The organism is Bacillus sp. 205(2023) (assembly GCF_037027485.1).
Classification (GTDB): domain Bacteria; phylum Bacillota; class Bacilli; order Bacillales; family Bacillaceae; genus Bacillus; species Bacillus halotolerans.
In genome coordinates, this window is record NZ_JAXCHF010000006.1 from 98,149 (window position 1) to 121,327 (window position 23,179).

Here is a 23,179-nt window from a genome sequence, read left to right on the forward strand (position 1 = left end):
GCGATGACCTGAACTTCATGTTTCACTTTATTTGTCATCTTTTTTCTCATCTTTCTTTTCTTTCTCTTTTTTCTCTTGTTCTTCTTTTTTCGCTTTTTCCTCGGCTGCGGCTTTTTCCTCTGCCGCTTTCTCTTCAGCTTGCTGCTTTTCTTTATCTGATTGTTCTTCAGCGGCTTGGCTGGCTGTATCAGTTTCTGCCGTGTCTGTTATCGCTTCTTCTTTTTGTTCTTTCATTTGTTTGGTAATTTGGTCGATCTCGCTTTGTACCGTATCCAATTCTTTTTGCTTTTCATCATCTTTCATACTGTCATCTGCTAATATCTCAGCCTTATATCGGATCAGCCCCAGCCCTATATACGGGTTATACTCCAGCTTTCTTCCGATACTAATGGCTTCTTTATTCTCGCCTCTCCCTATGTCTATCCAATAAAGAAAGTGCTGTGGATCTGATTGCAGCGTGACCAGATTATTTTCAATTTGTTTCTTTTGAGTGTCGCCTAATTTTTCAACCTCAACATAAGACATTGCAAGCTGATACTGCACTGATTCAGGCAGGCTTTCCGCATCATATTTAGCCAGCGTGTTGATGACCCCGCTGTACTGCTTGTTCAAGAAAGCGCGGTTGCTTTCCACAATCGCCTGATGCTTCGGCTGCGCGAAAAATAAGGCATACATCGAATAAATCAGAGCCGGCACAAGCAACACAATGAGTCCCAGGCCGATATATCTTTGGATGTTCCATTTCTTTTTCGGGATATGTATGTATGTTTTTGCTTTGGCTTCGAGCTCATCGATATGTGTCTGAATCAGCTCGAGCAGTTCATCATAGGACTTCGCGTCCAATATCGCTTTTGCCTCCGGAGAGAATGTCAGCGTTTCATTGAATTTCAAATAGTCCTCAAATGCAAAAGCGCCGTCGACTGCCAAAGCCGCTGCGGCTTTCAGCTCCCGCCAGACTCTTTCCTCATCATGCTCGTAAGGCGGAATGCTTTCTTTTACGCCGTAATGAAGAAAATATGGGGTCAGTCCTTTATCGAATACAATGTTTTCCGGGGCCACAATCAAATGCAGCCTTGATAACTTGTGCTGCTGTACAGCCTGAACAAGCTGATAGGCAAACTGCCATTTGCTTTTTTTATCTTTAGCTTTTATTAAGCGAAATTCTTTATAGGAGGGAGGAGGTTGGATTGTGATGATCACTTCGTCTTCCGTCACATCGATCTCTTTATGAAAAGATGGATTTACATCCTTGATCACGTTCGTTTCGAGACCGTCCAGAAGCTTTATTTTTTCCCGTTGAAAGGTAAATGTATAGCCGTCTTCCGTTTTCTGAGAAGCAGCTTCTAATTGGTTTTCTAAATATGATGTTTGTTCACCTGACATTCAACCAGATCCTTTCATAATATTTCAAGCCGGTCTCCGCTTGTAATGCCGCAATCAGATAGCTTGCATTCTCCGGAAAACACCGTATCCTTATTGACCACTCTGATCCAGTGCCCTTCGCGCGGAGGTATGGAAACGCTTTGGGCCTGCCAAGCGATGTCAATGACTTTTTTCACCGGGTGGTAATCTGACAATCTGAGATCGAAGACACTTCCGTTATAATGTTTCAAATCTATCGTAATATCAATATACATGTTCATTCACCCTTACATAGAAAGAGCGCCGTCTTCTGGTGAATCAGGCGCTCCTTCCCTTTCATACTGTTATCCGCGGATTTGATTTGCGATGTCTTGGTCAGTAGACTCAAGAGTATTTGCTGTTTGATCAAGCTGCTGGTTTACATCTTGAAGCAAATCTGACATTTTGATAAATGAAGGTTTGAGCTGCTCGTATTGATCTGCGAACGCTTCGCTAGAAGCACCTTCCCACATGCTTTTTAAATCAGAGATCATTCGGTTTAAACGATCAACCTGATTTAATACTTCTTGGCTTTCAACGCCATATTGCTTCGCCATCGCTCTTAGCTCTTCGGGTGTGACACGAATTAATCCTGCCATATTCCTCATTACCTCCTGTGCCATCAGCCTAAATATGGGCTAATTCACTTATTTTTAGAACGTAATTATTATAAAAACAGTTTTTCGGTACAGTCAAACAAATATGTTTTAATTTTACAAAATGAGTCCAATGGTTTACCTCTCACCTCTTAAAAATTACATATTTTGTTAAACAAATAGGTTTATTTTCTCAATCCGCTCCGCCTTCTTCAAATAATCCAAAAGGCCCAAATGATTCTCTAACTCCCAAAAAAAACCTTTCAGAAAATTTGATGCTACAGCACCATCTCTGAAAGGTTCAGTTTTTCAGAAATATTCATCAGCCTGTTCCCCGCCCAAGACAGAACATGTATCTCATTATATTTAAAAAGTGTTTTTTGACTTTGTTTACTTCTATTATACTGTCATTCTTTGTTGTTGATTTTCACAAACAAGAACAATCATAATAAAAGCAAGACGATTTGATGTCAAAGAGAGCAAAGAATAAAAGGATGGAAAAGTAGGGATAATGATGACCATGCCAAAGGATCCGTTTAAATACAGTTTTGACAGACTGGAAGATGTGGCTGATCATATCAGTGAAGTGCTTCAATGTCCGATCACCATTGAAGATGTGAACCACAAACTGCTGGCCTACAGCACCCACAGCGATTGTACTGATCCTGCACGGACGTCTACGATCATTGGCAGAAGAGTGCCGGAGAAGGTTATTAATAAATTGTGGAAAGATGGGACGATTCCCGCACTGCTAAAAACGGACCAGCCGATCAGAGTGAAGGAAATTGACGAAGTCGGACTAAGCAACCGCGTCGCGATTTCGATTTGGAAGAACAACCAGGTACTGGGGTTTATTTGGGCGCTTGAAATTCAAAAAACACTGTCGGATGATGATCTGCTGACATTAAAAATGGCGGCTAATGCAGTCAGAAACAAGCTGCTTAAGCTCCAAATCCGAAAAACGAAAAATGAGGAGCGCAGCCAAGAATTTTTCTGGAAAATGCTGACCGGACACATCTATCAAGAACAGGACATGACGGATGGGTTTAACAAGCTTGGAATGGTCGTTCCCTCTGAATTTTCCGTGATGATCATCCGGGTAAACGGCGAGCTGACCGAAAAAACAGAACAGCAGCTTCATTATCTGCAGGAAACGACCCAGCAGGTTCATGCTCTGCTGACGACCGTTGACTCCAATGAACTTATCATTTTAACCGCGCCAAAAACGGATCGTCCTTTTCAAGATTTAAAACAGTTCGCTTTCAGCACGCAAAGGCAGCTGAGGGAACGTTATAAAATAGAGGATGCTTCTATTGCAATTGGCGGAATATACAACTCCATTTCGTTTGTCTGCCGTTCATATCAGGAAGCATTGTCCGTATTAAAAGCAAAGGAACGGTTTGCTGAAGAAACCAAGCATCTTTTCAGTTTTTCAGAATTAGGCATTTATCAATACTTGGACGTGTTAGATGAGAAACGGAAGCAAACGGGATATTTCAATTACTCCCTTTCAAAACTCGAGCAGTACGACCGGGATCACCAGTCCAATATGGTCGAAACGCTCGAACGTTTTATTGAAGCCGACAGCAATGTGAATACCGCCTCTAAGGTCTTGAATATTCACGTTAATACATTGCATTACCGGCTGAAGCGAATCAGCCAGATCGCTGAGATTGATTTAAAAAATGTGAATCAAAAGTTTACTATATATTTGGATATCAAACTTCGAAACAAGGGTTTGTGAAATTTCACAAACCCTTGTTTTTTTATTTTCTTTTTCAAACAAAGAATTTTCCAAAAAATCAAGCTACACTAAACATATCACATATACGGGAGGAAATAGATATGATCATTGGGGTTCCTAAAGAGATAAAAAACAATGAAAACCGTGTCGCATTGACGCCTGGGGGCGTTTCACAGCTCGTTTCAAACGGTCACCGCGTGCTGGTTGAATCAGGCGCAGGCCTTGGAAGCGGCTTTGAAAATGAAGCTTATGAGTCAGCAGGAGCGGAAATCATTGCTGATCCGAAACAGGTATGGGACGCTGAAATGGTCATGAAGGTCAAAGAGCCGCTTCCGGAAGAATATGCATACTTCCGGAAAGGGCTTGTACTGTTTACTTACCTCCACTTAGCGGCTGAACCGGAACTTGCACAGGCACTGAAGGATAATGGCGTCACAGCGATCGCGTATGAAACGGTAAGTGAGGGACGGACATTGCCGCTGCTTACCCCGATGTCCGAGGTGGCAGGCAGAATGGCAGCGCAAATCGGAGCGCAGTTCCTAGAGAAACCTAAAGGCGGAAAAGGAATCCTCCTTGCCGGAGTGCCTGGCGTTGCCCGCGGAAAGGTAACCATTATCGGTGGGGGTGTAGTCGGAACCAACGCGGCGAAAATGGCTGTCGGCCTGGGTGCAGATGTGACAATCATCGACTTAAACGCGGATCGCCTGCGTCAGCTTGATGATATATTCGGCCATCAAATTAAAACGTTAATTTCTAACCCGGTCAATATCGCCGACTCGGTAGCCGAAGCGGACCTTCTCATTTGCGCCGTGTTAATCCCTGGTGCTAAAGCTCCGACGCTTGTCACAGAGGAAATGGTGAAACAAATGAAGCCTGGTTCAGTGATTGTGGACGTTGCAATTGACCAAGGCGGCATCGTCGAAACTGTCGATCACATTACGACACACGATCAGCCGACATATGAAAAACACGGCGTCGTTCACTATGCTGTTGCGAACATGCCGGGCGCTGTGCCTCGCACATCAACAATTGCTTTAACGAACGTCACGGTTCCATACGCGCTGCAAATCGCAAACAAAGGGGCAGCACAAGCACTCGCGGACAATGCGGCACTAAGAGCGGGATTAAACACAGCAAACGGCCACGTGACCTATGAGGCGGTTGCCAAAGATTTAGGATACGAATATGTCCCTGCCGAGAAAGCCTTACAGGATGAATCATCTGTGGCGGGCGCTTAATTCATATGGAGCTTGCAGAAAAATTTCTGCAGGCTTTTTTTATCTTTTAAAAAGGAAAATGGAAATGATTTCTCGAATTAAAACGAAGAACTTGATCATAAAGGAGGATTCATATGGCTGTTCAGCAATATGGCGTATTAAAAGGCGTTGTCTTAGATATGAAGCGGGAAACAGATGATGACAGTCCTCATTTCCAAGTGAAGATGCTCGGTGAAGAGAATACGTATTACAGGTGCGCCATCAATGTCATGTCCAGTTCCGAGGAATCAGAAGTATTGTATTTAGCTGATGATCAGTTTGATTCGAGCTCAATTACCATTCTTCCGAACATGCCGTATGGATATACGAAGATCAATGACGAAAATCGTGAAGTAGCCCTGGATTACGTGCGGGGCAATCTTTTTGATTCACGGGAAATGAAGCCTTTGCCTCATGAAATCACGGGGCCTGATAATGATTTAAATGACTTTATTGAAACGTATATGAAGAAAGCGAAAGAAGAGAAAGCGCCGGTTTATATATTTGGATCAAAATTTGGACCTGAACAGGCGGCAGATAAAATATTCGGCTTTACCCCGACAAACGGTATGCACAATATCCACATGAATCAAGGCAATGCGCTGGATACCCGCTGGAAAAAAGACAACGGCTCTTGGCATGACGGAGGTATTCTGATTCAATTTGCCGATCAGTGGGCGGCCGTGTTTTTGGCGTTTTTATCCCAGTCATGGTGTACGGATGAAAACGGGAACCCCGTCAGAGATTGCGATCATACCCAAACGTCTGCGTAAGATAGAAAAAGAGACTGCCTTCTGCAGTCTCTTTTTTTTACCCTCAATATATTTAGACATTTTCAACAGGCTTTAGGCTGTTCGGCCTCATATCGCTCCAATGTGATTGGATGTAGTCCAGACAAGCCTCACGCCCTTTTTGTTCATGAACGACTGTCCAGCCGCTCGGCACATCGATAAAGCCGGGCCACAAGGAATATTGGCCCTCTTCATTGATGAGAACAAGGTATATGCCATCCGCATTTTCAAAAGGATTTGCCATTGCTTTTCCTCCTTTATTGATTCATTTCTTCCAATTTAGCCGCCAGAACCCGGCCGATGACTGCGAGCGGTTCCGGCTGACAGAGATCTTTATGGCGGCAGTCAATGTCGATTTGTTCAATTTGTCCGTCAATATAAGGCTTCCACGAATCAGGTTCAATCGGGTCAAACCATTCAGGAATGATAGTTGATCTGAAAAACAGAACATTTCCACGGAAGGTTTTCGGTGCATATGAACCTAAAATGCCGACAGAATTGACGTACGTATTCTTTAGATTCAAAATGACCGATTCGTCCAGACTGGCAAGTGCGCTTCCGTCTCGCCGCAGAATCTCAATGGCTGTTTCAAAATCAAGCGGTTTGTCTCCTAAGCTGTCTGGGTCGTACCCGCCTAACGCGAGGAGGGCAATAAGCGCTTCCTCATCATCCGGTGCCTCTTTTATAGGAAGGAAGTGGTTTGGGTAGGCGTCCAGCATCACCAATAGAGAAACGTCTTCCCCTTGCTTTTGCAGCTGTGTTGCCATTGCTTGAACGACATTTCCGCCTAGGGACCAGCCAAGCAAATGGTACGGCCCTTTCGGCTGGATCGTCCGAATCTGTTCTATATAGTCGGCAGCCATGTCATCGAGTGTTTTCGGAAGCGCCTCCTGCTGTCCAATTCCCCGCGCTTGCAGTCCATAGATGGGATAATCCGTTCCTAAAGATGTCATCAGTCCGGCATAACACCAGCTAAGTCCGCCCGCCGGATGTACGCAAAACAACGGAAGCCGGTCTCCGCTTGTTCGGAGCGGCAGCAAAACATCAAGGGCGCTTTGGCTTGATCCCATCTCCAGTCTTTCGGCAAGCCCTGCCACAGTCGGCGCTTCAAATAGATTGCCAATGCTGAGTTCAACCCCGAGCGCTTCACGTATGCGGCTCATCAGCTGAACTGCGAGCAGGGAATGTCCGCCCAAATCGAAGAAACGGTCATCAATACCGACACGCGGCAAATGAAGCACTTCCATAAACAAGTCACAAAGGATTTCTTCTTGCGGGGTTCTCGGCCCGCGACCTGTCACCGCAGCAGCAAAATCTGGAGCAGGCAGCGCTTTACGGTCAAGCTTTCCATTCGGCGTCAGCGGCAATTCTTTCATCGTCACAAAGGCTGAAGGCACCATGTAATCTGGCAGTCTTTCAGCAGCATACCTGCGCAGTTCCGCCGTATCAAACGTTTCTTCCGAGGAAGGTATGACATAAGCGGCCAAACGTTTATCTCCCGGCTGGTTCTCACGAACGATCACTGCCGCATCTTCCAGCTGTGAATGCTGAACAAGCGCAGCTTCAATTTCTCCCAGTTCAATCCGGAAGCCCCGGATTTTCACTTGATGATCGGCACGGCCGACATAATCCAGAGAACCGTCAGCACGCCTGCGGGCTACATCTCCCGTGCGGTACATCCGTGTGCCCGGAGGCCCGAACGGGTCAGCGATGAAGCGTTCCGCCGTTAAACCGGGCCGTCCTAAATAGCCTCGGGCCAATCCGGCGCCTGACACATACAGTTCTCCAGCCACACCCGGCGGAACCGGCTGTAAACGCTCATCCAGCACATACACCCCAAGATCGGGAATTCCGCAGCCGATCAGGCTGTTTGCTCGTAAAGCTGCAATATTCCGGTCTAATTCGATATAGCTGACGTGCACTGTTGTTTCAGTAATACCATACATATTGATCAGTTTCGGCGCCTGTTCAGGGTGGCGATGATACCAATCCTCTAAACGGCTGAGTTCAAGCGCTTCTCCGCCAAAAACAACATATCGAAGGCTGAGCGCCTGTCCGAGATCAGGCTGCTCCCTTTCCGCCTGCATAAACTGATAGAACGCTGATGGTGTCTGGTTCAAAACAGTCACACCCTCTTTTACCAGCAGACGCAGAAACGCTTCCGGAGATCTGCTGATGTCATGAGGCACGATAACAAGGCGGCCGCCGTTCAGCAAAGGTCCCCAAATCTCCCAAACAGAAAAGTCAAACGCGTAGGAATGGAACATTGTCCACACGTCGTCTGAACCGAAATGGAACCAGTGATCGGTCGCTCTAAATAACCTCGTCACATTTTGGTGAGGAATCATGACGCCTTTTGGAACGCCTGTTGAACCGGATGTATAAATAACATAAGCCGTGCTGAAAGGTGACAGCGGGCGAATCCTGTCCGTATTACCCGGATTCAAAGAGCTGTATGTTTTTAGTTTCTCGCGTAATTCCGGATCATCCAGCACAATGTTCTGCACATTTTCTGCAGGCGGGATTTGATTTTCCGCCTGTGAGCTCGTGATGATAAACGCAGGCCGCGCATCGCTCAGCATAAAAGCGATGCGGTCAGCCGGATAGTCCGGATCAAGCGGCAGGTATGCAGCTCCCGCTTTTAGTACCGCTAACAGGCTAACAGTCATATCCAATGAGCGAGGTAAAGCTAATGCCACAAATTGCTCCGGTCCGACGCCTTTACTGATCAGCAGCCTGGCAAGCCGGTTCGCCCTTTCATTCAGCTCCATATAGCTCATCGCCTGATCTTCATAAACGACAGCTATGGAATCAGGGCTCAGCGCAGCTTGTTTCTCAAACAGCTCCGGAAGACACGCTTGCGGAATCTTTTCAGAAACACTTTGCCAATCCGTTACCGTGATGCTGCGTTCCTCTTGTGCAAGAATATCCAGTCTTCCGATTTCCTGATCAGGATCAGCCTCGGCAGCCTCAAGCAGCCGCAGAAGGCGATCAGCAAGGGCTTGAACAGTTTCCCGTTTAAATAGATCGGTGCTGTACTCAAGCAGTCCTTCCAGTCCATTTGGTGTCCCGTCATCAAGACGGCTTTCACTGATTTCTAATGTTAAATCAAATTTGGCAGATCCTACGCTGTGAATGCGCAGGCTGCTTTCTGTACCAGGCAGGCTCAGCTCTGCGTCAGGTGTGTTCTGGAACGCGAGCATGACTTGGAATAATGGATGCGTGGCCCGGGAGCGAGCAGGATTGAGCACCTCTACAAGTCTTTCAAACGGCAGATCCTGATTTTCATAGGCTGCCAGATTCACTTCCCGCACTCTGTCAAGAAGCTCACGGAAACTCGGATCACCAGAGGTGTCTGTTCTGAGCACCAATGTATTGATAAACAGTCCCACAAGATCACTAAGCGCATCGTCATTCCGCCCCGCAATCGGGCTTCCAATCGGAATATCAGTACCAGCTCCGAGCCTTGTCAGCAAGGCGGCAAGTCCTGATTGAAGCACCATAAACAGACTTACTTTATTGGCACGGGCCAGCTCCAGCAATCGCCTGTGAAGCTCTGAGTCTATATGGAAATGGATTGTATCTCCTTGATGACTCGGCTCAGCAGGCCGTGAATAATCGGTTGGCAGCTCGAGCTGATCGGGCAAATCTTTCAGTCTTTTTTTCCAGAAAGCAAGCTGACCGGCAATCAAACTGTCTGGATCATGCTCGCTTCCGAGCAGACTTTGCTGCCAGAGCGCATAATCCGCATACTGCACAGCAAGCGGTGTCCATTCGGGAGCTCTCCCGTGACAGCGGGCGGTATAAGCAGCAGCCAGATCACGAGTCAGAGGAGTCAATGACCATGCGTCTCCGACAATATGGTGCACGAGCAGCAGCAGCACGTACTCGTCGGGACCGATAACAAAAAGCTCGGCCCGGAAAGCAGGCTCAGCTGCAAGGTCAAAGCTGTAGCGAGCAGCATCGGCAAGCCTCTCAGAAAGCTCCTCTTTCTTCATTTCTGTAACATATAAATCAGGACGGGCTTGATCGGCGTCCAAAATGCGCTGATAAGATGTCCCCTGTGATTCAGGGAAAATGGTCCGAAGGCTTTCATGGCGGCTGATGAGATCATATAGGGCCGCTTGCAGCGCTTCTTGGTTCAGTTCACCTGAAAGACGGACGGCAACCGGGATATTATATGTAGGACTTGGCCCTTCCAGACAATGGAGGAACCATAGCCGGCGCTGTGCAAAAGAAAGCGGAATGTTCTCTGGACGTTCCGCTCTTTGCAAAGCGGGACGGACACTCTGCGCCTGATCAAGATGTGCAGCAAGTCCGGCAACTGTCGGTTCGTCAAAGAGCTTGGCGATGCCCAGCTCAGCTCCCATCGTCTCACGAATACGGCTCATCAAACGGGCAGCAAGGAGAGAATGGCCGCCCAGCTCGAAGAAACTGTCATCGATGCCTACGCGGGCAAGACCTAGAACCTCCGCAAACAGATCACACAGTATCTCTTCTTGAGGCGTTCGCGGTCCCCGATCAGTGACAGACGCCCCAAAATCAGGTGCCGGCAATGCTTTCCGGTCAATCTTGCCGTTAGGTGTTAGTGGCAGTTCATCGATCTCCACAAATGCCGCAGGCACCATATAATCAGGCAGTCTGGCACCGACATAACGGCGAAGCTCAGCAATATCTAGAGCTGAAGAAACGACCAGATACGCCACCAATCGTTTATCTCCCGGCTGGTCCTCTCGAACGACAACCGCAGCCTGTTTCATTTGCGGATGTTTAGCAAGCACGGCATCAATTTCTCCAAGCTCAATGCGGAAACCGCGAATCTTGATTTGATGATCGGCCCGCCCGATGTAATCCAGAGACCCATCCGCACGCCAGCGGGCCTGATCTCCGGTTCGGTACATCCGTGTGCCCGGCGGTCCGTACGGATCAGCAACAAAGCGCTCCGCCGTTAAATCAGGGCGCCCTAAATATCCGCGGGCCAATCCGGTTCCCGCAATATAGAGCTCTCCCACAATGCCTGGCGGAACGGGCTGCAAACTATTATCGAGCACATATACCTGCGTATTCCAAATCGGCTTTCCGATCGGAGGCACACCCTGTACTCCTTTTTCGAGAAAAGCTGCCGCAGACCAAATGGTTGTTTCAGTAGGACCGTATAAATTAGTCACTGGACAATCAAGCGCCTGCAAGGCCTCTAAAAGCCCGCTCGGAAGCGCCTCTCCCCCGACAAGCACCCTGAGCTCCCGAAGTTTCTCAGGTTCGTTTGTGACCAACGCATGCCACAGGGTCGGCGTTGCCTGCATAATCGTTATATCAAAATATTCAATCATTTCAGCTAATGCCTGCGGCTCACGGATTGTATCTTTTTGAGCAACAACAATACTCGCTCCGCTGATAAGCGGGAGGAATAATTCTAAAGCAGAAATATCAAAAGCGACAGTCGTCACAGCCAGCAGCCTGTCTTGTTCATTGAGAGAAAATGTCTCCTGCATAGACAGCAGAAAATTACTTAAACTTTTCAGCGTGACAACAACACCCTTTGGCCTTCCTGTTGATCCTGATGTATAGATGATATACGCCGGATGGGCAAGAGATACATGTACATTTGGGTTGTCGGCAGAATAACGCTTCACAATCTCTTTTGTCACAGGCAGATCCAGCACAAGCTGCGGTGCCGTTAGATCGTCAGGCAGACTGTCTGCAATTTCCTCAGTCGTTATAATGCATGATGGCTTTGCATCCTTCAGCATGTATGAAATTCTGTCGGCAGGAAACTCCGGATCAAGCGGAAGATAAGCAGCACCAGTCTTTAGTACGGCGAGCATTGCAGCTACCATCTCGGAAGACCGCGGCAGGGCCAAGGCGACAAACTGCTCCGGCCCAAGCCCTTTTTCTATCAAAAGATGCGCGAGGCGGTTTGCTTGTTCATTCAGCTCTTGATAGCTTAATTGAATGTGATCGCAAATCAGGGCGATACGTTCAGGAGAACGGTCAGCCTGCTCCTGAAACATATCCGGAAGGCTGAGAAGCCGCTCGGATTTTGCTGTCTCATTCCATTCGCTTATGACCCGTGTTTTTTCTGCAGGCAAAAGAAACTCCATTTGCCCAATCAGCATGTCCTCACCGGCTGACGCCGTTTGTAAAAGCTGTAAGATCCGCTGCTGATGCACCTTTATTTCTGACTCGCTGTATACTTCAGGATTGGCATCCACATCAATTCGCAGCCCGCTTCCGTCTGTTCTGTCATAGACATTTATCGACAAATCATCCACAGGACCGGCTGACAGATTGTGCGTCGTCCCCCGGGCTCCGGCAAAGTCGAGACCGTAATCAAAAGGCATAAGATTTATTTGCGGGCCAAATAATCTATGATTTTCTCCTATTAGTTTCAGGTCCCGCCGCAGTTCCTCATGGCGGTATTTATGATGCTGCCGGATACTGCGGATTTCCCGGGAAATTTGCAGCACAAGCTCAGAAAAGCTCATCGAAGGACTCACAGACAGCCTCAGCGGGAGAAGATTCATCACCATAGCCGGAACATTCAAGGATGCCGATCCCATCCGTCCCATCATAGGCAGTCCGAGCACAACATCCTCAGAGCCGGTCATACGGTGCACATAAGCAGCTGATACCGCAATCACGACTTCATGCCAGCTTCCGGCGTAATAGCGCGCCGCCTCTTTCAGCGCGTTTACATCTGATGGCGGCAAATAAGCAGTCTGGCGAAGAAAGCTTTTTGAGGTTCTCGGCGCCCGTTCTGCTAAACTGACAACTTCAGGCCTGTCCGCAAAATGATTCAGCCAGAATTGCCGATCCTCTTCATATGTTTCAGACGCGCGGTACGCTGCGTCCTCCTCCAAAATATCCTGCAAAGAGCCGAAGGAACGATCATCAGCGGACCGCCCTCCTGCAAGTGCAGTATAAGCATGTGCAACCCGCTGAGCAATCAGCGAAAACCCAAAGCCGTCGATCGCAATATGGTGAATGCGCTGATACCAAAAGAAACGCTGAGGCCCGGCTTTAAACAAAGCTTCTCGGAACAATGGGTCATGCTGTAAATCGACCGGCTTTGCCAAATCAGCTTTCATCCAGTGTAAAGCTGTCTTTTCCGGATCAGGCTCAGAGCTGACGTCAATGACTTGGAGCTGTACATCCGGTGATGGATTCATCATCTGCCAAGGCCCGTCCATATCTTCACCAAAGCGGACATGAAGTGATTCCGCTTCTTTTATTACGTGCCGTAAAGCTTCTTCAAAAAGAGAAATGTCGATTGGGCCGTTGATTTCTATATATTCGGCTGTATTGTAGATTGGATTATCCGGATCAAGCTGCTGAGCAAACCAAATACCGGTTTGCGCTCCGGTTAAAGAATATTGAAGATCTTTTGTATCAGGCATCCGTTTTTTTACCTCCTTTTATAAATAGTCCGCGTTTGGCAGCACTCTCTCAATGCGGATTGAAAGCAATTTCTGCCATTCTTCTATTGTCGGCCGTTCAGCCAGTTCGACGAATGTCACCTCGGCTCCTTCACGGCGCCATTGTTCAACTAATGTCATGATCCTTACAGAATCAAGTCCCCTATTCAGTAAGTCTTCATTATCTGCAATATCATCAGGCGATTCTTGAAGAAGCTCAGCAATTTGTGTTCGGATACTCTCGCAGGTAAATACATGTTTTTCAGCTTTTTCTGATGGCTTTTGAGCCGCAGAAGGCGTATGTTTCAGCTGATCAAGCAAGCTGTCGGTCATCAGCGTAAACGCACAGCGCCCAGCCGCATAATCAAGCGCCATTTTATGCTTGTCCCGAGAAAAGTCCGCAACTGCATCAGCAACAAAAAATGCTTCGATATCCTCCATAAACGCTTCACATGCTGTAACGAGACAGCCAATATGAGCATAAATCCCGGAGATGATCAGCTGATCGCGCCCCTGTTCACGCATGATCTCAAGCAGATTCGTTCTCTTAAATGCGCTGTATCTCCATTTTGTCAATACGAGATCATTGTCTTCCGGTGCAAGCTCGGCCACAATTTTTTCCTCGTAAGGACCGCTGCTTAATCCAGGTCCCCAAAAATCAGTCAGCAACGCCCGGTCCTCCGGATTTTGGCTGCCGGGCTGCGCTGTGTAGACAACAGGTATTCCGAGCTGAACACATTGATCCTTCAGCTTGCGTATATTTGCTGAAAGCTCTGTTACCGGAGACGCTCCTGCTGTAAACGCGTCGACAAAATAGTTCTGCATATCGTGTATTAAGAAGACTGCCCGATTTGGATCAGGCACCCATGATACTTTGTTTGCTGGCATATCAGACGCTGTCGGCATTTGATACGGCTGAATGGCAGGAATAGCCATTTGAACACTCCCTTTCAAATCGTTTCTATTTTTTCGAACCTGCAAGAAGTTTTTCGGCGATCGCTTCGCGAAGCGCCTTTTTGCTTACCTTTCCTACCCCTGTCTGCGGGAAGGACTCAACAAATTCGATCCGGTCTGGAATTTTATATGCTGCAAGCCCGCGTTCTCTTAGAAAAGCTTTGAGCTCTGCGGCTTTCGGCGCTTGATCCCGGGGAATAATGAAAACACATGATCTTTCACCAAGAAATTGGTCAGGCATTGAGACCATTGCCGCATCATGCACAGCCGGATGCGCCAGAAGATGATTTTCAACCTCTTCAGCCGCCACTTTTTCTCCGCCGCGGTTGATTTGATCCTTTGCCCGTCCTTCCACGACAACATAACCGTCGGGTGTCAGTCTCACTAGATCGCCAGTGCGGTAAAAGCCGTCCTCGGTAAACGAAGCCGCATTGTGCTCATCAGCCTTATAGTATCCCCGGATCGTATACGGTCCCCGTGTCAGCAGGTGCCCCGTTTCACCAGGTTTCACGTCACGGTCCTGGTCATCCCACACACGTATTTCATCGTAAGAAGACATCGGCTTACCTTGGGTATTAACAATAACTTCTTCCAGGTCATCAAGCCTTGTATAATTAACGAGTCCTTCTGCCATTCCGAAGACCTGCTGCAAGGTGCAGCCGAATACAGATTTCACTTTGCGCGCGGCTTCAGCGCTGAATTTCGCGCCGCCTACCTGCAGCACTTGAAGGCTTGATAAATCGTCATCTCGTGAGGCAGCAGCGTCCATCCATACCATTGCAAGCGGCGGGACAAGAGCTGTTATTGTCACCTGTTCCCGTTCAATCAAAGGGAAAGAGTCGTCCGGACTCGGAGAAGGAGATAAAACCACTTTTCCTCCAGCGTATAATACGCCTAGCACCCCGGGTGAGCTCAGCGGGTAATTGTGCGCCATCGGCAATGCGGCCAAGTACACAGTGCTGTGATCAAGCCAGCAAACCTCCGCACTCATCCGCAGGCTATATATATAATCATCGTGAGTTCGCGGTATCAGTTTCGATAAGCCGGTGCTTCCGCCAGAAAGCTGGAGGAACGCCACATCCGAAGATTTTACTTCAGGCAGCTCGCCAGGTTCTGTATGCAATGCCTCAAGCGGCTGGAATTCCTCCGCCTCACCTGCGACAATGATGTGTTTCAAGGACGGCAGCTTGCTTTGAACCTGTCTGGCAAGTGTGCGGTAGTCAAATCCCGAATGAGAATCGGGGATGATATAAGCCTCCGCTTCAGCAAACTCGCAAAAATATGTAATCTCACTGCTTCGATGAGAGGGCAGTGCAAAGACCGGGAGCGCTCCCAGCCGAAAAAGCGCAAAGATGACTTCGAAAAACTCCGCGATATTCGGCAGCTGCACCACTACACGATCCATTTGTTTAATACCGAGCTTCTGCAATCCGGCTGCCAGAGAGTCAGCCCTTGTGTCAAGCTCTTGATAGCTCCAATGGGTGTCCCCGCATGTAATCGCGATACGATCGCCATGTTTGGCAGCCCTGTCTCTTAACATGTCTCCAAAAGTCTCACCGGCCCAGCACCCGTTCTCCCGGTACTTTTCCGCAAACTCCTTGGGCCAAGGCGTAAATCCATTCAGCATGCTGTTTCCCTCCTGCATTTATTTCTGATCATATGTGATTGACACCCATTGCCCGAAGCATTGTCCGAAACTTTGCGGATGTCTCCTGGAGCTCGTCCTCTGCTTTTGATCCGGCTACAACACCGGCACCTGCAAAAAGACGAAGTGAACGTTCTTCAGCCTCTGCACAGCGAATCGTAACGATCCATTCGCCATCGCCTGCATCGTCACACCAGCCTACCATGCCGGTGAAGAAACCGCGGTCAAAAGGTTCAATTTCCCGGATGGCTTCTCTTGCAAGGTCAGTCGGTGTTCCGCAGACTGCCGGCGTAGGATGAAGCGCGGCGGCTAGTTCCAGCGCGGTTACAGTCGGATCAGAAAGCTCTCCTTTAATGACACTGGACAAATGCCACATCGTCTCAGTTTGGATCAGCGAAGGCTTTTCCGGAACGTCCAGCGTCCGGCAAAAAGGCCGCAGCCCGGCGGCAACCGCATCAGCCACAACAGCATGCTCATGAAGATCCTTTGCGGAGGAAAGCAATTCATCGGCCCGGCGCTGGTCCTCAACAGGATCATCACTGCGAGGTCTAGAGCCCGCTAACGGATTGGATACCACCTGAGTTCCCATTCTCGAAACGAGAAGCTCCGGACTTGCTCCGAGTAGTGTCCGATGGGAAGATGAATCATCTTGGCCGGATACATCGGCTGCAAAAGTATAACCGTGTGTATTATGCCGCGCCAGATGGTGAAGCAGTTCTCCCGTTTGTATCGCTTCAGATGATGTCAGATGCAGCGATCTGGACAGGACAATTTTGCTGAGTGTGCCGTCAGCAATGCTTGCCAATCCTTGTTCTACACCTTTTTTATAGTCCTCCGGTGCAGGTACAGGCTGTATTTGATATGTATGTTCCCGCTGCTGTTCGATGTTGGCATGATCGAATTGAAGCGGTCCCGACCACCGTACCTCCTCCGGAACGACGAGCCGGGGCGATTTCAAATGATCAAATGGAACAGCTCCCACAACAACCGGACGGCTTTGCCCCGATTGCTTTGCTTTGTTAAGCGCCTCAGCAATGCGGCTGGGTAAGGTTTCTAATTGGTTTTGGCCGTCTGCATCCGGCACGGTTTCACTTATTCCTTTTCCAAGCAGCACACGGTGAGGGGAAGCCAGGAAAAAAGTGCCCGGCTGATAATCACGAAGCAAATGCTCCGCCTTTGTTTCAGATATAACGTTTTGTTCCAACATCTTCATAAACCTCCTTTGAGTTACGTTATACGCCTAAGGTCGCGCCGCCATCTACACATAAATTATGCATCGTAATATGGCCTGCCTGCTCAGAAACCAAAAAAAGCACGGCATCAGCAATATCCGAAGGCTGGGCCAGTTTTTTGAGCGGAATTCCCGTTTTAAATGTATCAAGCGAGCCTTTGATGACTTGTTCTGCTCCATTTTCATCAGCCCATAAGGACCACTGCATGTCTGTTTCCGTTGATCCGGGAGAAACAATATTGCAGCGAATGTTGTATTCTGCAAGCTCAAGGCCAAGGCACTTTGTAAACATCACGGCCGCTGCCTTTGATGAGGCGTATGCCGCCATAGATGTCCTTGGCACACCGGCTGCATTTGATCCTACTGTTACAATCGAACCGGATCTGCGGTTCATCATATATTTGCTGACTGAGCGCGACGCGTTAAAAACACCAGTCGAATTCACTGAGAAAGTGGCCTCCCATTCCTCATCACTGAGAGAATGAATCAGCCCTGGCCGAAGCACACCCGCTACGTTCACCAATATGTCAATCGGGCCCATGTCACGTTCGATTCGAGCCGTGATATCGTCAATCGCCGCACTGTCTCTCACATCCGCCGGAAAGGCTTCGGCATGACACCCCTCAGCTTTGAGGCTGTTCACGACTTTTTCAAGCTTTTCTGGATTGTAATCAACCGCAGCAATGTGCGCCCCCTGACCGGCAAGCGTCCGTGCAACAGCTTCACCTATTCCTTGGGCAGCCCCTGTAATCAATGCGATCTTGCCTTCTATACCTCTTACATTCATTTCATCATTTCCTTTCTTCGCTTGTAACGCCAAAAATGACATTTTGCGAAAAAGACTGCTTCACCTTACCATGAATCGTAATCTATTGATAATGATTATCATTATCAATTATAAAAATAATCATATCCTTATGTCATCCGACAGTCAAATATAATTTTTGTGACAAATATGGGAGCTGAGACAATTCTCAGCTCATTGAAATGTGCGGGCCGTCAGGGTGAAGCGCGAAACGCAATGCCCTGCTGACCAAAACAGGAAGAACCGAAATATGTCCTTCTCCTGAAAACTCGCAAAATTCTGTCCGTACGCCTTGGTCAGCCAAAGTAGACAGCCGCTCGTAAAGCTCCTTCGCGTTATCGTTCATTCGGCATTTATGATGCTTTTCCAATTCTCCTGCCGCAAGCAGAAGATTAACAGGCTGACCGTTTTTCTTTAAACAGGAAGCGAAACGCTCAGTTTCCTTTTCAATAAATGGTTTATTCCAATGAATGGACGGACTGCCCGCGATATACGTTTGGAATGCATCCGGTTTCGTTAAGAGCACCTGCAAAACGAAGAGCCCGCCAAGAGAGTGGCCAAAGATCGTTTGTCTGTTTCTGTCAATCTCATAATCTTGTTCAATCTCCGGTTTGAGATCCTCTTCAATAAACCTTAAAAAGTCCCCCGCTCCGCCATGCTCCGGCCATTCTTTGCCGTCAGGCCTTACCGGCAGCTCCGAGTAAGACGTAGGCATTGTAAAATCCCGGTGGCGCGCAGAAGAAAACGGTTCTGTTGTGTCATAGCCAATACCGACAATCACAGCGGGAATCACCCCTGTTTTCTCAGGACGGCGCCCCTGCACTCGAACAGCTTCCGACATTGTACCAAAAATAGAATTGGCATCGAGCAGATAAATAACCGGATAACCAGAAGGCGGCGGCTCTGTGCTCGGTTTTGAGATAAAGATTTGATAGCCGCGGCTGCCATTGCGTGAAGACATTTTACGCACTTCCGTTCCCGGAATGGTAAATGCGTTGTAGGTCCCGCCTTTAGCCCCATCTGTTTTTTTCTCAATCATGCAGTACGACATTCCTCTCCTTAAAACTGGCTGCATTTATGATAATGATTTTCACTATCAACTAGACAACTCAAATAATAGGTTTTCTGGCAAACAAAGTCAACTTTTTCCTTAATAAAAAAGGCACCTTATCTAAATAAGGTACCTGATGACTAGCAATATGGAAATAAAATCCTTGAAAAGATGCTGATTATCCTACGTTTACTAGAACCTTAATCCCATGTAAATCTCTGATTCTGCCAAGGGTCGCCTCTCATATGATAGCCGTTCTGCTCCCAAAAACCGGGATGATTTTCTTTCGTAAATTGGATGCCGCGCAGCCACTTAGCGCTTTTCCAAAAATACAAATGAGGAAACACCCCTCGCAGCGGGAAGCCGTGTTCAGGCGTTAAAGGTTCGCCGTTATGCGCATAAGCGAGCAGTGATGTTTCAGCCAAAAAGTCATCGAGCGGCAGATTTGTCGTCCAGCCCTCTTCCGCGTGTAAAATGACATAGCCCGCCTCTTCTCTTACCCCGGCTTTCTCCGCAATATCCCTTGTCCTTACCCCCTGCCAAACATTATCAAGCCGCGACCAGCCTGTCACGCAATGAATGTCATTTTCCGATTCACACTGAGGAAAGGCTTTTATATCTTCAAAGCTTAAAAGCATAGGGTGATCAACCAATCCGTATACTTGCAGATTCCACTTCGTCATATCCTCATAATACGGGACGTTCCCCGTATGAAGCACAGGAAACGAAGTCGTCACATTTTGATTGGGCGGCACTCTTCCTGACTGATCTGCCTGTTTTATTTTTCCGAAATACATGCAAATCCTCCTTTTGTTAACCTAAATTATATTTATGTTGACAATCATTCAGATCTTTATTACTCTATGATTGTGTATGTAAACCTAAGGGGGAACAACGATGAAACAACATAAACTTCGTGCGGGTGATATGGCGCTGATCGGCATGTTCGCCGCACTTATGGCTGTCGGCGCCAACATTACATCAGTCGCGCCCTTTTTGCAAGTTGCCGGCATTCCGCTGTCGATGCAGCCGTTTTTCTGCCTCTTGGCGGCTTTGCTTCTCGGCAGCAAACGCGCTGCTATCGCGATGCTTGTATATGCGCTTGTCGGATTGGCCGGGGCACCAGTGTTCGCTCAGTTTTCCGCGGGCTTCGCACCATTTGCAGGTAAAAGCGGCGGCTTCATTATCTCATACATTCCTGCAGCATTCGCAGCTGGATGGTTATTAGAACGCAAAATTCAGCCAAGTAAAACCCGTTTTCTGATTGCTTCTCTTATCGGAACGGCCATTATGTATATCATCGGCACCACCTATATGTATCTTGCGCTGAATCTGTGGATTCATACACCGGTGAGCTACGGCACGGCTTGGGGCTTTATGACTTGGTTTATGGTAAAAGACACGGCGCTGGCTGTGCTGCTGACGTTTATCGCACCTGCGATCTACCGCTCTATTCATAAAGCAACCGGCTTTAACAGACATCAAATATCGTCCACTTAAAAACCGTTCCGATGGACGGTTTTTTGAAATGATAAACAAAAAAGGCTCTCCCGTTAGGGACTGACCCCTGTTTTTGAGACAGGGATCAAAACACCTTTTATACAGCCAATTGCCGATAGCTTATCGGTGATTGGCTGTTTAGTTTCGTTTGAATACGAATGTTGTTATAATAATAAATGTATTCTTTGACAGTGCGTTCTACGATGGCGGTCGTGGTTCGATTAATGCTGTTAAGATAGAACGTTTCAGACTTTAGTGAGGAATGAAACGATTCGATGGAGGCATTATCAGCGGGCGTCCCTTTGCGGGACATGCTCATGGTAATGCCTTTTGTTTTAACAGCTTTCTGATACTCATAAGATGTATACACAGATCCTTGGTCACTATGTAACACGCAGTTCTGAGGCAGTGTTGGCAGCTGATCAAGTGTGTTTAAGACAAAGTCTGTGTCCTGCTTATCTCCAATCGTGAAAGCAATTACTTCTCCATTGTATACATCCAATATACTGGAAAGGTACAATTGTTTCTGTCCATAAGGCAAATATGTGATGTCCGTTACTAGTTTTTCAAGAGGACGATCAGACTGAAAGTTCCGATCTAATATATTATCAACCACGGCATATGGCTGCCCATTCTTCTTGCGTTTTTTCACCTTAACCCGGCACTGCCACTGATTTTTCTGCATGATACGCTGAACCGTTTTATGGTTAATACGCATTTCCTTTTTTAATATAGCTGTAATTTTTCGATATCCATATCGATACTTGTGCTCTCGGCACAACGTGCCGATTTGTTTTTCCAAATGGCACTTGGGATGATCTTTCATCAAGTTCTTCTTCCAACGATAATAAGACGCTCGTGAGATACCTAAATGAACACAGATATTCTGTACGGTCATTGTGCCGTGCAATACTTCTACAAGTTCGACTGACGTTTGGCTATCAACTTCCTTTCCAATTCGTTGTACTTTTTTAGAACTTCATTCTGTTGTCTCAGATAACGGTTCTCTGCCTGCAGTTTCTCTAATTCGGAAGAATACTCCGGACCTTTTCCGTAAGTGTATTGCTTACCAACAGGCTGTTCAAATCGATGTGTATCCCCAGCCTTATGCCATCTAACCCATGTCTGAACCTGCGTCTTATTCTTGATCTTCAATTCCTGCATGATCTCTTTCATAGGCACGCCTGCCAATCTCATTTCTACAGCCTTCTGCTTAACTTCAACCGGATAACTCACTCTTGTCCCCATAGAAAAAACACCTCCAAGTCTAATTTCGGCTAACAATCATCCGTTTTCAAACTTGAAGGTGTTTTTTATTTGTCTCATCTTATGGGGTCAGTCCCGTTAAGGAGAGCCTTTTTTCTATAAGACAAGCGCCGCAATCCAGCCAAAAATAACAAGCGGAATATTATAAAAGATAAATGTCGGCACACAAGTGTCCCAAATGTGGTGATGCTGTCCGTCCGCACTCAGACCCGAAGTCGGGCCAAGCGTACTGTCGCTGGCAGGTGAACCGGCGTCGCCAAGCGCGGCAGCCGCTCCGATAATCGCAATCGTTGCCATCGGGCTGAAGCCGAGCTGCATACATAGAGGCACAAAGATCGTTGTGATCACCGGAATCGTTGCAAAAGATGAGCCGATTCCCATTGTAATCAGCAAGCCGACAATCAGCATCAGCAATGCACCCAGTGACTGACTGTGCCCGATAATACCAGCTGATGTTTTGACCAATGACTCGACATCTCCGGTTTTTGTCAATACATTTGAGAAACCGGCTGCAACAAGCATAACAAATCCGATAAAGGCCATTAATACCATACCGTCAGTAATCAATGAATCCGCTTCGTCACGTTTCATTACACCGCTGACAAACAGGATAATCAGGCCGGCCAGCGCCCCCATAATCATCCCTTCTACTCCCAAGGTCTGCGATAAATAAAGCTGGACGCCGAGTGACACTACAATGGCGAGAACCGCGATTCCCAGGCTTTTTTTCGTATATGGAGATGCTTTTACACCTGAGATTTCTTTTGTTTCATACACTTTTGGTTTACGAAAAACGATTACTGATAAAATCAAACCGACAACCATGCCTGCAACCGGTATGATCAGCGCGTACGGGATATCGCCAAGCGGAACGTTTAAACCTGCATCGGCCATGTTGTCCTTCAGCATGCCTTGGAATATCTGGCCGAAGCCAACAGGCAGTACAATATAAGGAGCCGTTAAGCCGAACGTAATCACACACGCAATCAGCCTGCGGTCCATTTCAAGCTCATTAAAGATTTTTAAAAGCGGCGGTATCAGCACAGGAATAAATGCGATGTGAACCGGTACCACGTTTTGTGAAAAACAAGCTACGATTAAAATAATCAGTACGATAAGCACTTTAGACAGTGCCTTTTTTCGAGTATCTTCTTTGTTTCCAATTAATTTCACAGAAGCTTCCACCATAGCATCCGGAAGACCTGTTTTCGTTAAAGCCGCAGCAAACGCACCAAGCATAGCGTAGCTGACTGCAACGGTGGCATTTCCGCCGAGCCCTTCTGTAAAGGCTTTAACCGTTTCACCCAGGCCGAGTCCTCCTGTTAAGCCGCCGGCCAAAGCACCTATGATTAAAGCAATAACTATATTGACACGCAGAAGGCTTAAGACAAGCATAAGCAGCACTGCGATGACGACTGCATTCATGATACCCCTCCAAAAATCCTTTAGTTTGCTAATGTAGTAGATAAATAAAGTACGAACGTATCGTATCATATTCATGATACTTTAGTCAACTAAAGATTT

The 23,179-nt window shown here is 47.5% G+C and carries 17 protein-coding genes; 4 read left to right on the forward strand and 13 right to left on the reverse strand.

Features of this window, described 5'->3' with window-relative positions; all coding sequences use genetic code 11:
* Window positions 1-27: 27 nt before the first annotated feature.
* The 3 genes from essB to WA325_RS15230 all read right to left on the reverse strand — a co-directional run bounded on the left by essB (window position 28) and on the right by WA325_RS15230 (window position 2,000).
* Complete coding sequence (essB, locus tag WA325_RS15220) at window positions 28-1,383, reverse strand: type VII secretion protein EssB (RefSeq protein WP_105955486.1); 1,356 nt, start codon at window positions 1,381-1,383, stop codon at window positions 28-30.
* Window positions 1,384-1,397: 14 nt separating this feature from the next.
* On the reverse strand, window positions 1,398-1,637 hold the full coding sequence (gene yukD, locus WA325_RS15225) for an ESX secretion system protein YukD (RefSeq protein ID WP_010331710.1): 240 nt from the start codon (window positions 1,635-1,637) through the stop codon (window positions 1,398-1,400).
* Window positions 1,638-1,706: 69 nt separating this feature from the next.
* Complete coding sequence (locus WA325_RS15230) at window positions 1,707-2,000, reverse strand: WXG100 family type VII secretion target (RefSeq protein ID WP_003220661.1); 294 nt, start codon at window positions 1,998-2,000, stop codon at window positions 1,707-1,709.
* Window positions 2,001-2,517: 517 nt separating this feature from the next.
* Here WA325_RS15230 and WA325_RS15235 point away from each other — a divergent pair.
* From WA325_RS15235 to WA325_RS15245, 3 genes are all read left to right on the forward strand, one after another.
* On the forward strand, window positions 2,518-3,741 hold the full coding sequence (locus tag WA325_RS15235) for a PucR family transcriptional regulator (RefSeq protein ID WP_105955503.1): 1,224 nt from the start codon (window positions 2,518-2,520) through the stop codon (window positions 3,739-3,741).
* 101 nt (window positions 3,742-3,842) lie between these two features.
* Window positions 3,843-4,979 carry an alanine dehydrogenase gene (ald, locus tag WA325_RS15240; RefSeq protein WP_105955487.1) on the forward strand — a complete coding sequence of 379 codons (1,137 nt, stop codon included), beginning with the start codon at window positions 3,843-3,845 and terminating at the stop codon, window positions 4,977-4,979.
* Window positions 4,980-5,092: 113 nt separating this feature from the next.
* Window positions 5,093-5,770: a YukJ family protein gene (locus tag WA325_RS15245; RefSeq protein WP_010331713.1), complete on the forward strand. Its 678-nt coding sequence runs from the start codon at window positions 5,093-5,095 to the stop codon at window positions 5,768-5,770.
* A 52-nt stretch (window positions 5,771-5,822) separates the two neighbouring features.
* On the opposite strand, the gene WA325_RS15250 is transcribed toward WA325_RS15245, so the two are convergent.
* The 8 genes from WA325_RS15250 to WA325_RS15285 all read right to left on the reverse strand — a co-directional run bounded on the left by WA325_RS15250 (window position 5,823) and on the right by WA325_RS15285 (window position 19,686).
* Window positions 5,823-6,032 (reverse strand): MbtH family protein, encoded by a 210-nt coding sequence (locus WA325_RS15250; RefSeq protein ID WP_044158967.1) that lies wholly within the window; start codon window positions 6,030-6,032, stop codon window positions 5,823-5,825.
* Between the two features lie 13 nt (window positions 6,033-6,045).
* Window positions 6,046-13,185, reverse strand: coding sequence for an amino acid adenylation domain-containing protein (locus WA325_RS15255; protein WP_336183896.1), 7,140 nt, complete (start codon window positions 13,183-13,185; stop codon window positions 6,046-6,048).
* Window positions 13,186-13,203: 18 nt separating this feature from the next.
* A complete protein-coding gene (locus WA325_RS15260; RefSeq protein ID WP_105955489.1) occupies window positions 13,204-14,139 on the reverse strand; it encodes an isochorismatase in 936 nt (311 codons plus the stop codon).
* 25 nt (window positions 14,140-14,164) lie between these two features.
* On the reverse strand, window positions 14,165-15,784 hold the full coding sequence (locus WA325_RS15265) for a (2,3-dihydroxybenzoyl)adenylate synthase (RefSeq protein WP_105955490.1): 1,620 nt from the start codon (window positions 15,782-15,784) through the stop codon (window positions 14,165-14,167).
* A 28-nt stretch (window positions 15,785-15,812) separates the two neighbouring features.
* Window positions 15,813-17,009 (reverse strand): isochorismate synthase DhbC, encoded by a 1,197-nt coding sequence (gene dhbC / locus WA325_RS15270; RefSeq protein WP_336183897.1) that lies wholly within the window; start codon window positions 17,007-17,009, stop codon window positions 15,813-15,815.
* A 25-nt stretch (window positions 17,010-17,034) separates the two neighbouring features.
* Entirely contained in the window at window positions 17,035-17,820 is a 786-nt protein-coding gene (locus tag WA325_RS15275; RefSeq protein ID WP_095714062.1) for a 2,3-dihydro-2,3-dihydroxybenzoate dehydrogenase, read from the reverse strand.
* A 187-nt stretch (window positions 17,821-18,007) separates the two neighbouring features.
* The gene (gene besA, locus WA325_RS15280; RefSeq protein WP_336183898.1) at window positions 18,008-18,877 is read right to left on the reverse strand and encodes a ferri-bacillibactin esterase BesA; all 870 of its coding nucleotides are present in this window, start codon (window positions 18,875-18,877) and stop codon (window positions 18,008-18,010) included.
* A 212-nt stretch (window positions 18,878-19,089) separates the two neighbouring features.
* Window positions 19,090-19,686: a sulfite oxidase-like oxidoreductase gene (locus tag WA325_RS15285; protein ID WP_105955493.1), complete on the reverse strand. Its 597-nt coding sequence runs from the start codon at window positions 19,684-19,686 to the stop codon at window positions 19,090-19,092.
* A gap of 100 nt (window positions 19,687-19,786) precedes the next feature.
* Here WA325_RS15285 and WA325_RS15290 point away from each other — a divergent pair, with 100 nt between their 5' ends.
* Entirely contained in the window at window positions 19,787-20,389 is a 603-nt protein-coding gene (locus WA325_RS15290) for a biotin transporter BioY (protein ID WP_105955494.1), read from the forward strand.
* A gap of 97 nt (window positions 20,390-20,486) precedes the next feature.
* Here the strand turns inward: WA325_RS15290 and WA325_RS15295 are convergent.
* Window positions 20,487-21,637, reverse strand: a protein-coding gene (locus tag WA325_RS15295; protein ID WP_336183899.1) for an IS3 family transposase whose coding sequence is annotated in 2 segments (ribosomal slippage) — window positions 20,487-21,364 and window positions 21,364-21,637 — 1,152 coding nt in all. Because the reading frame shifts where the segments join, the coding sequence is not laid out codon by codon here.
* A 114-nt stretch (window positions 21,638-21,751) separates the two neighbouring features.
* Window positions 21,752-23,080, reverse strand: a complete 1,329-nt coding sequence (locus tag WA325_RS15300) for a Na+/H+ antiporter family protein (protein ID WP_105955495.1) — start codon at window positions 23,078-23,080, stop codon at window positions 21,752-21,754.
* Window positions 23,081-23,179 lie beyond the last annotated feature (99 nt).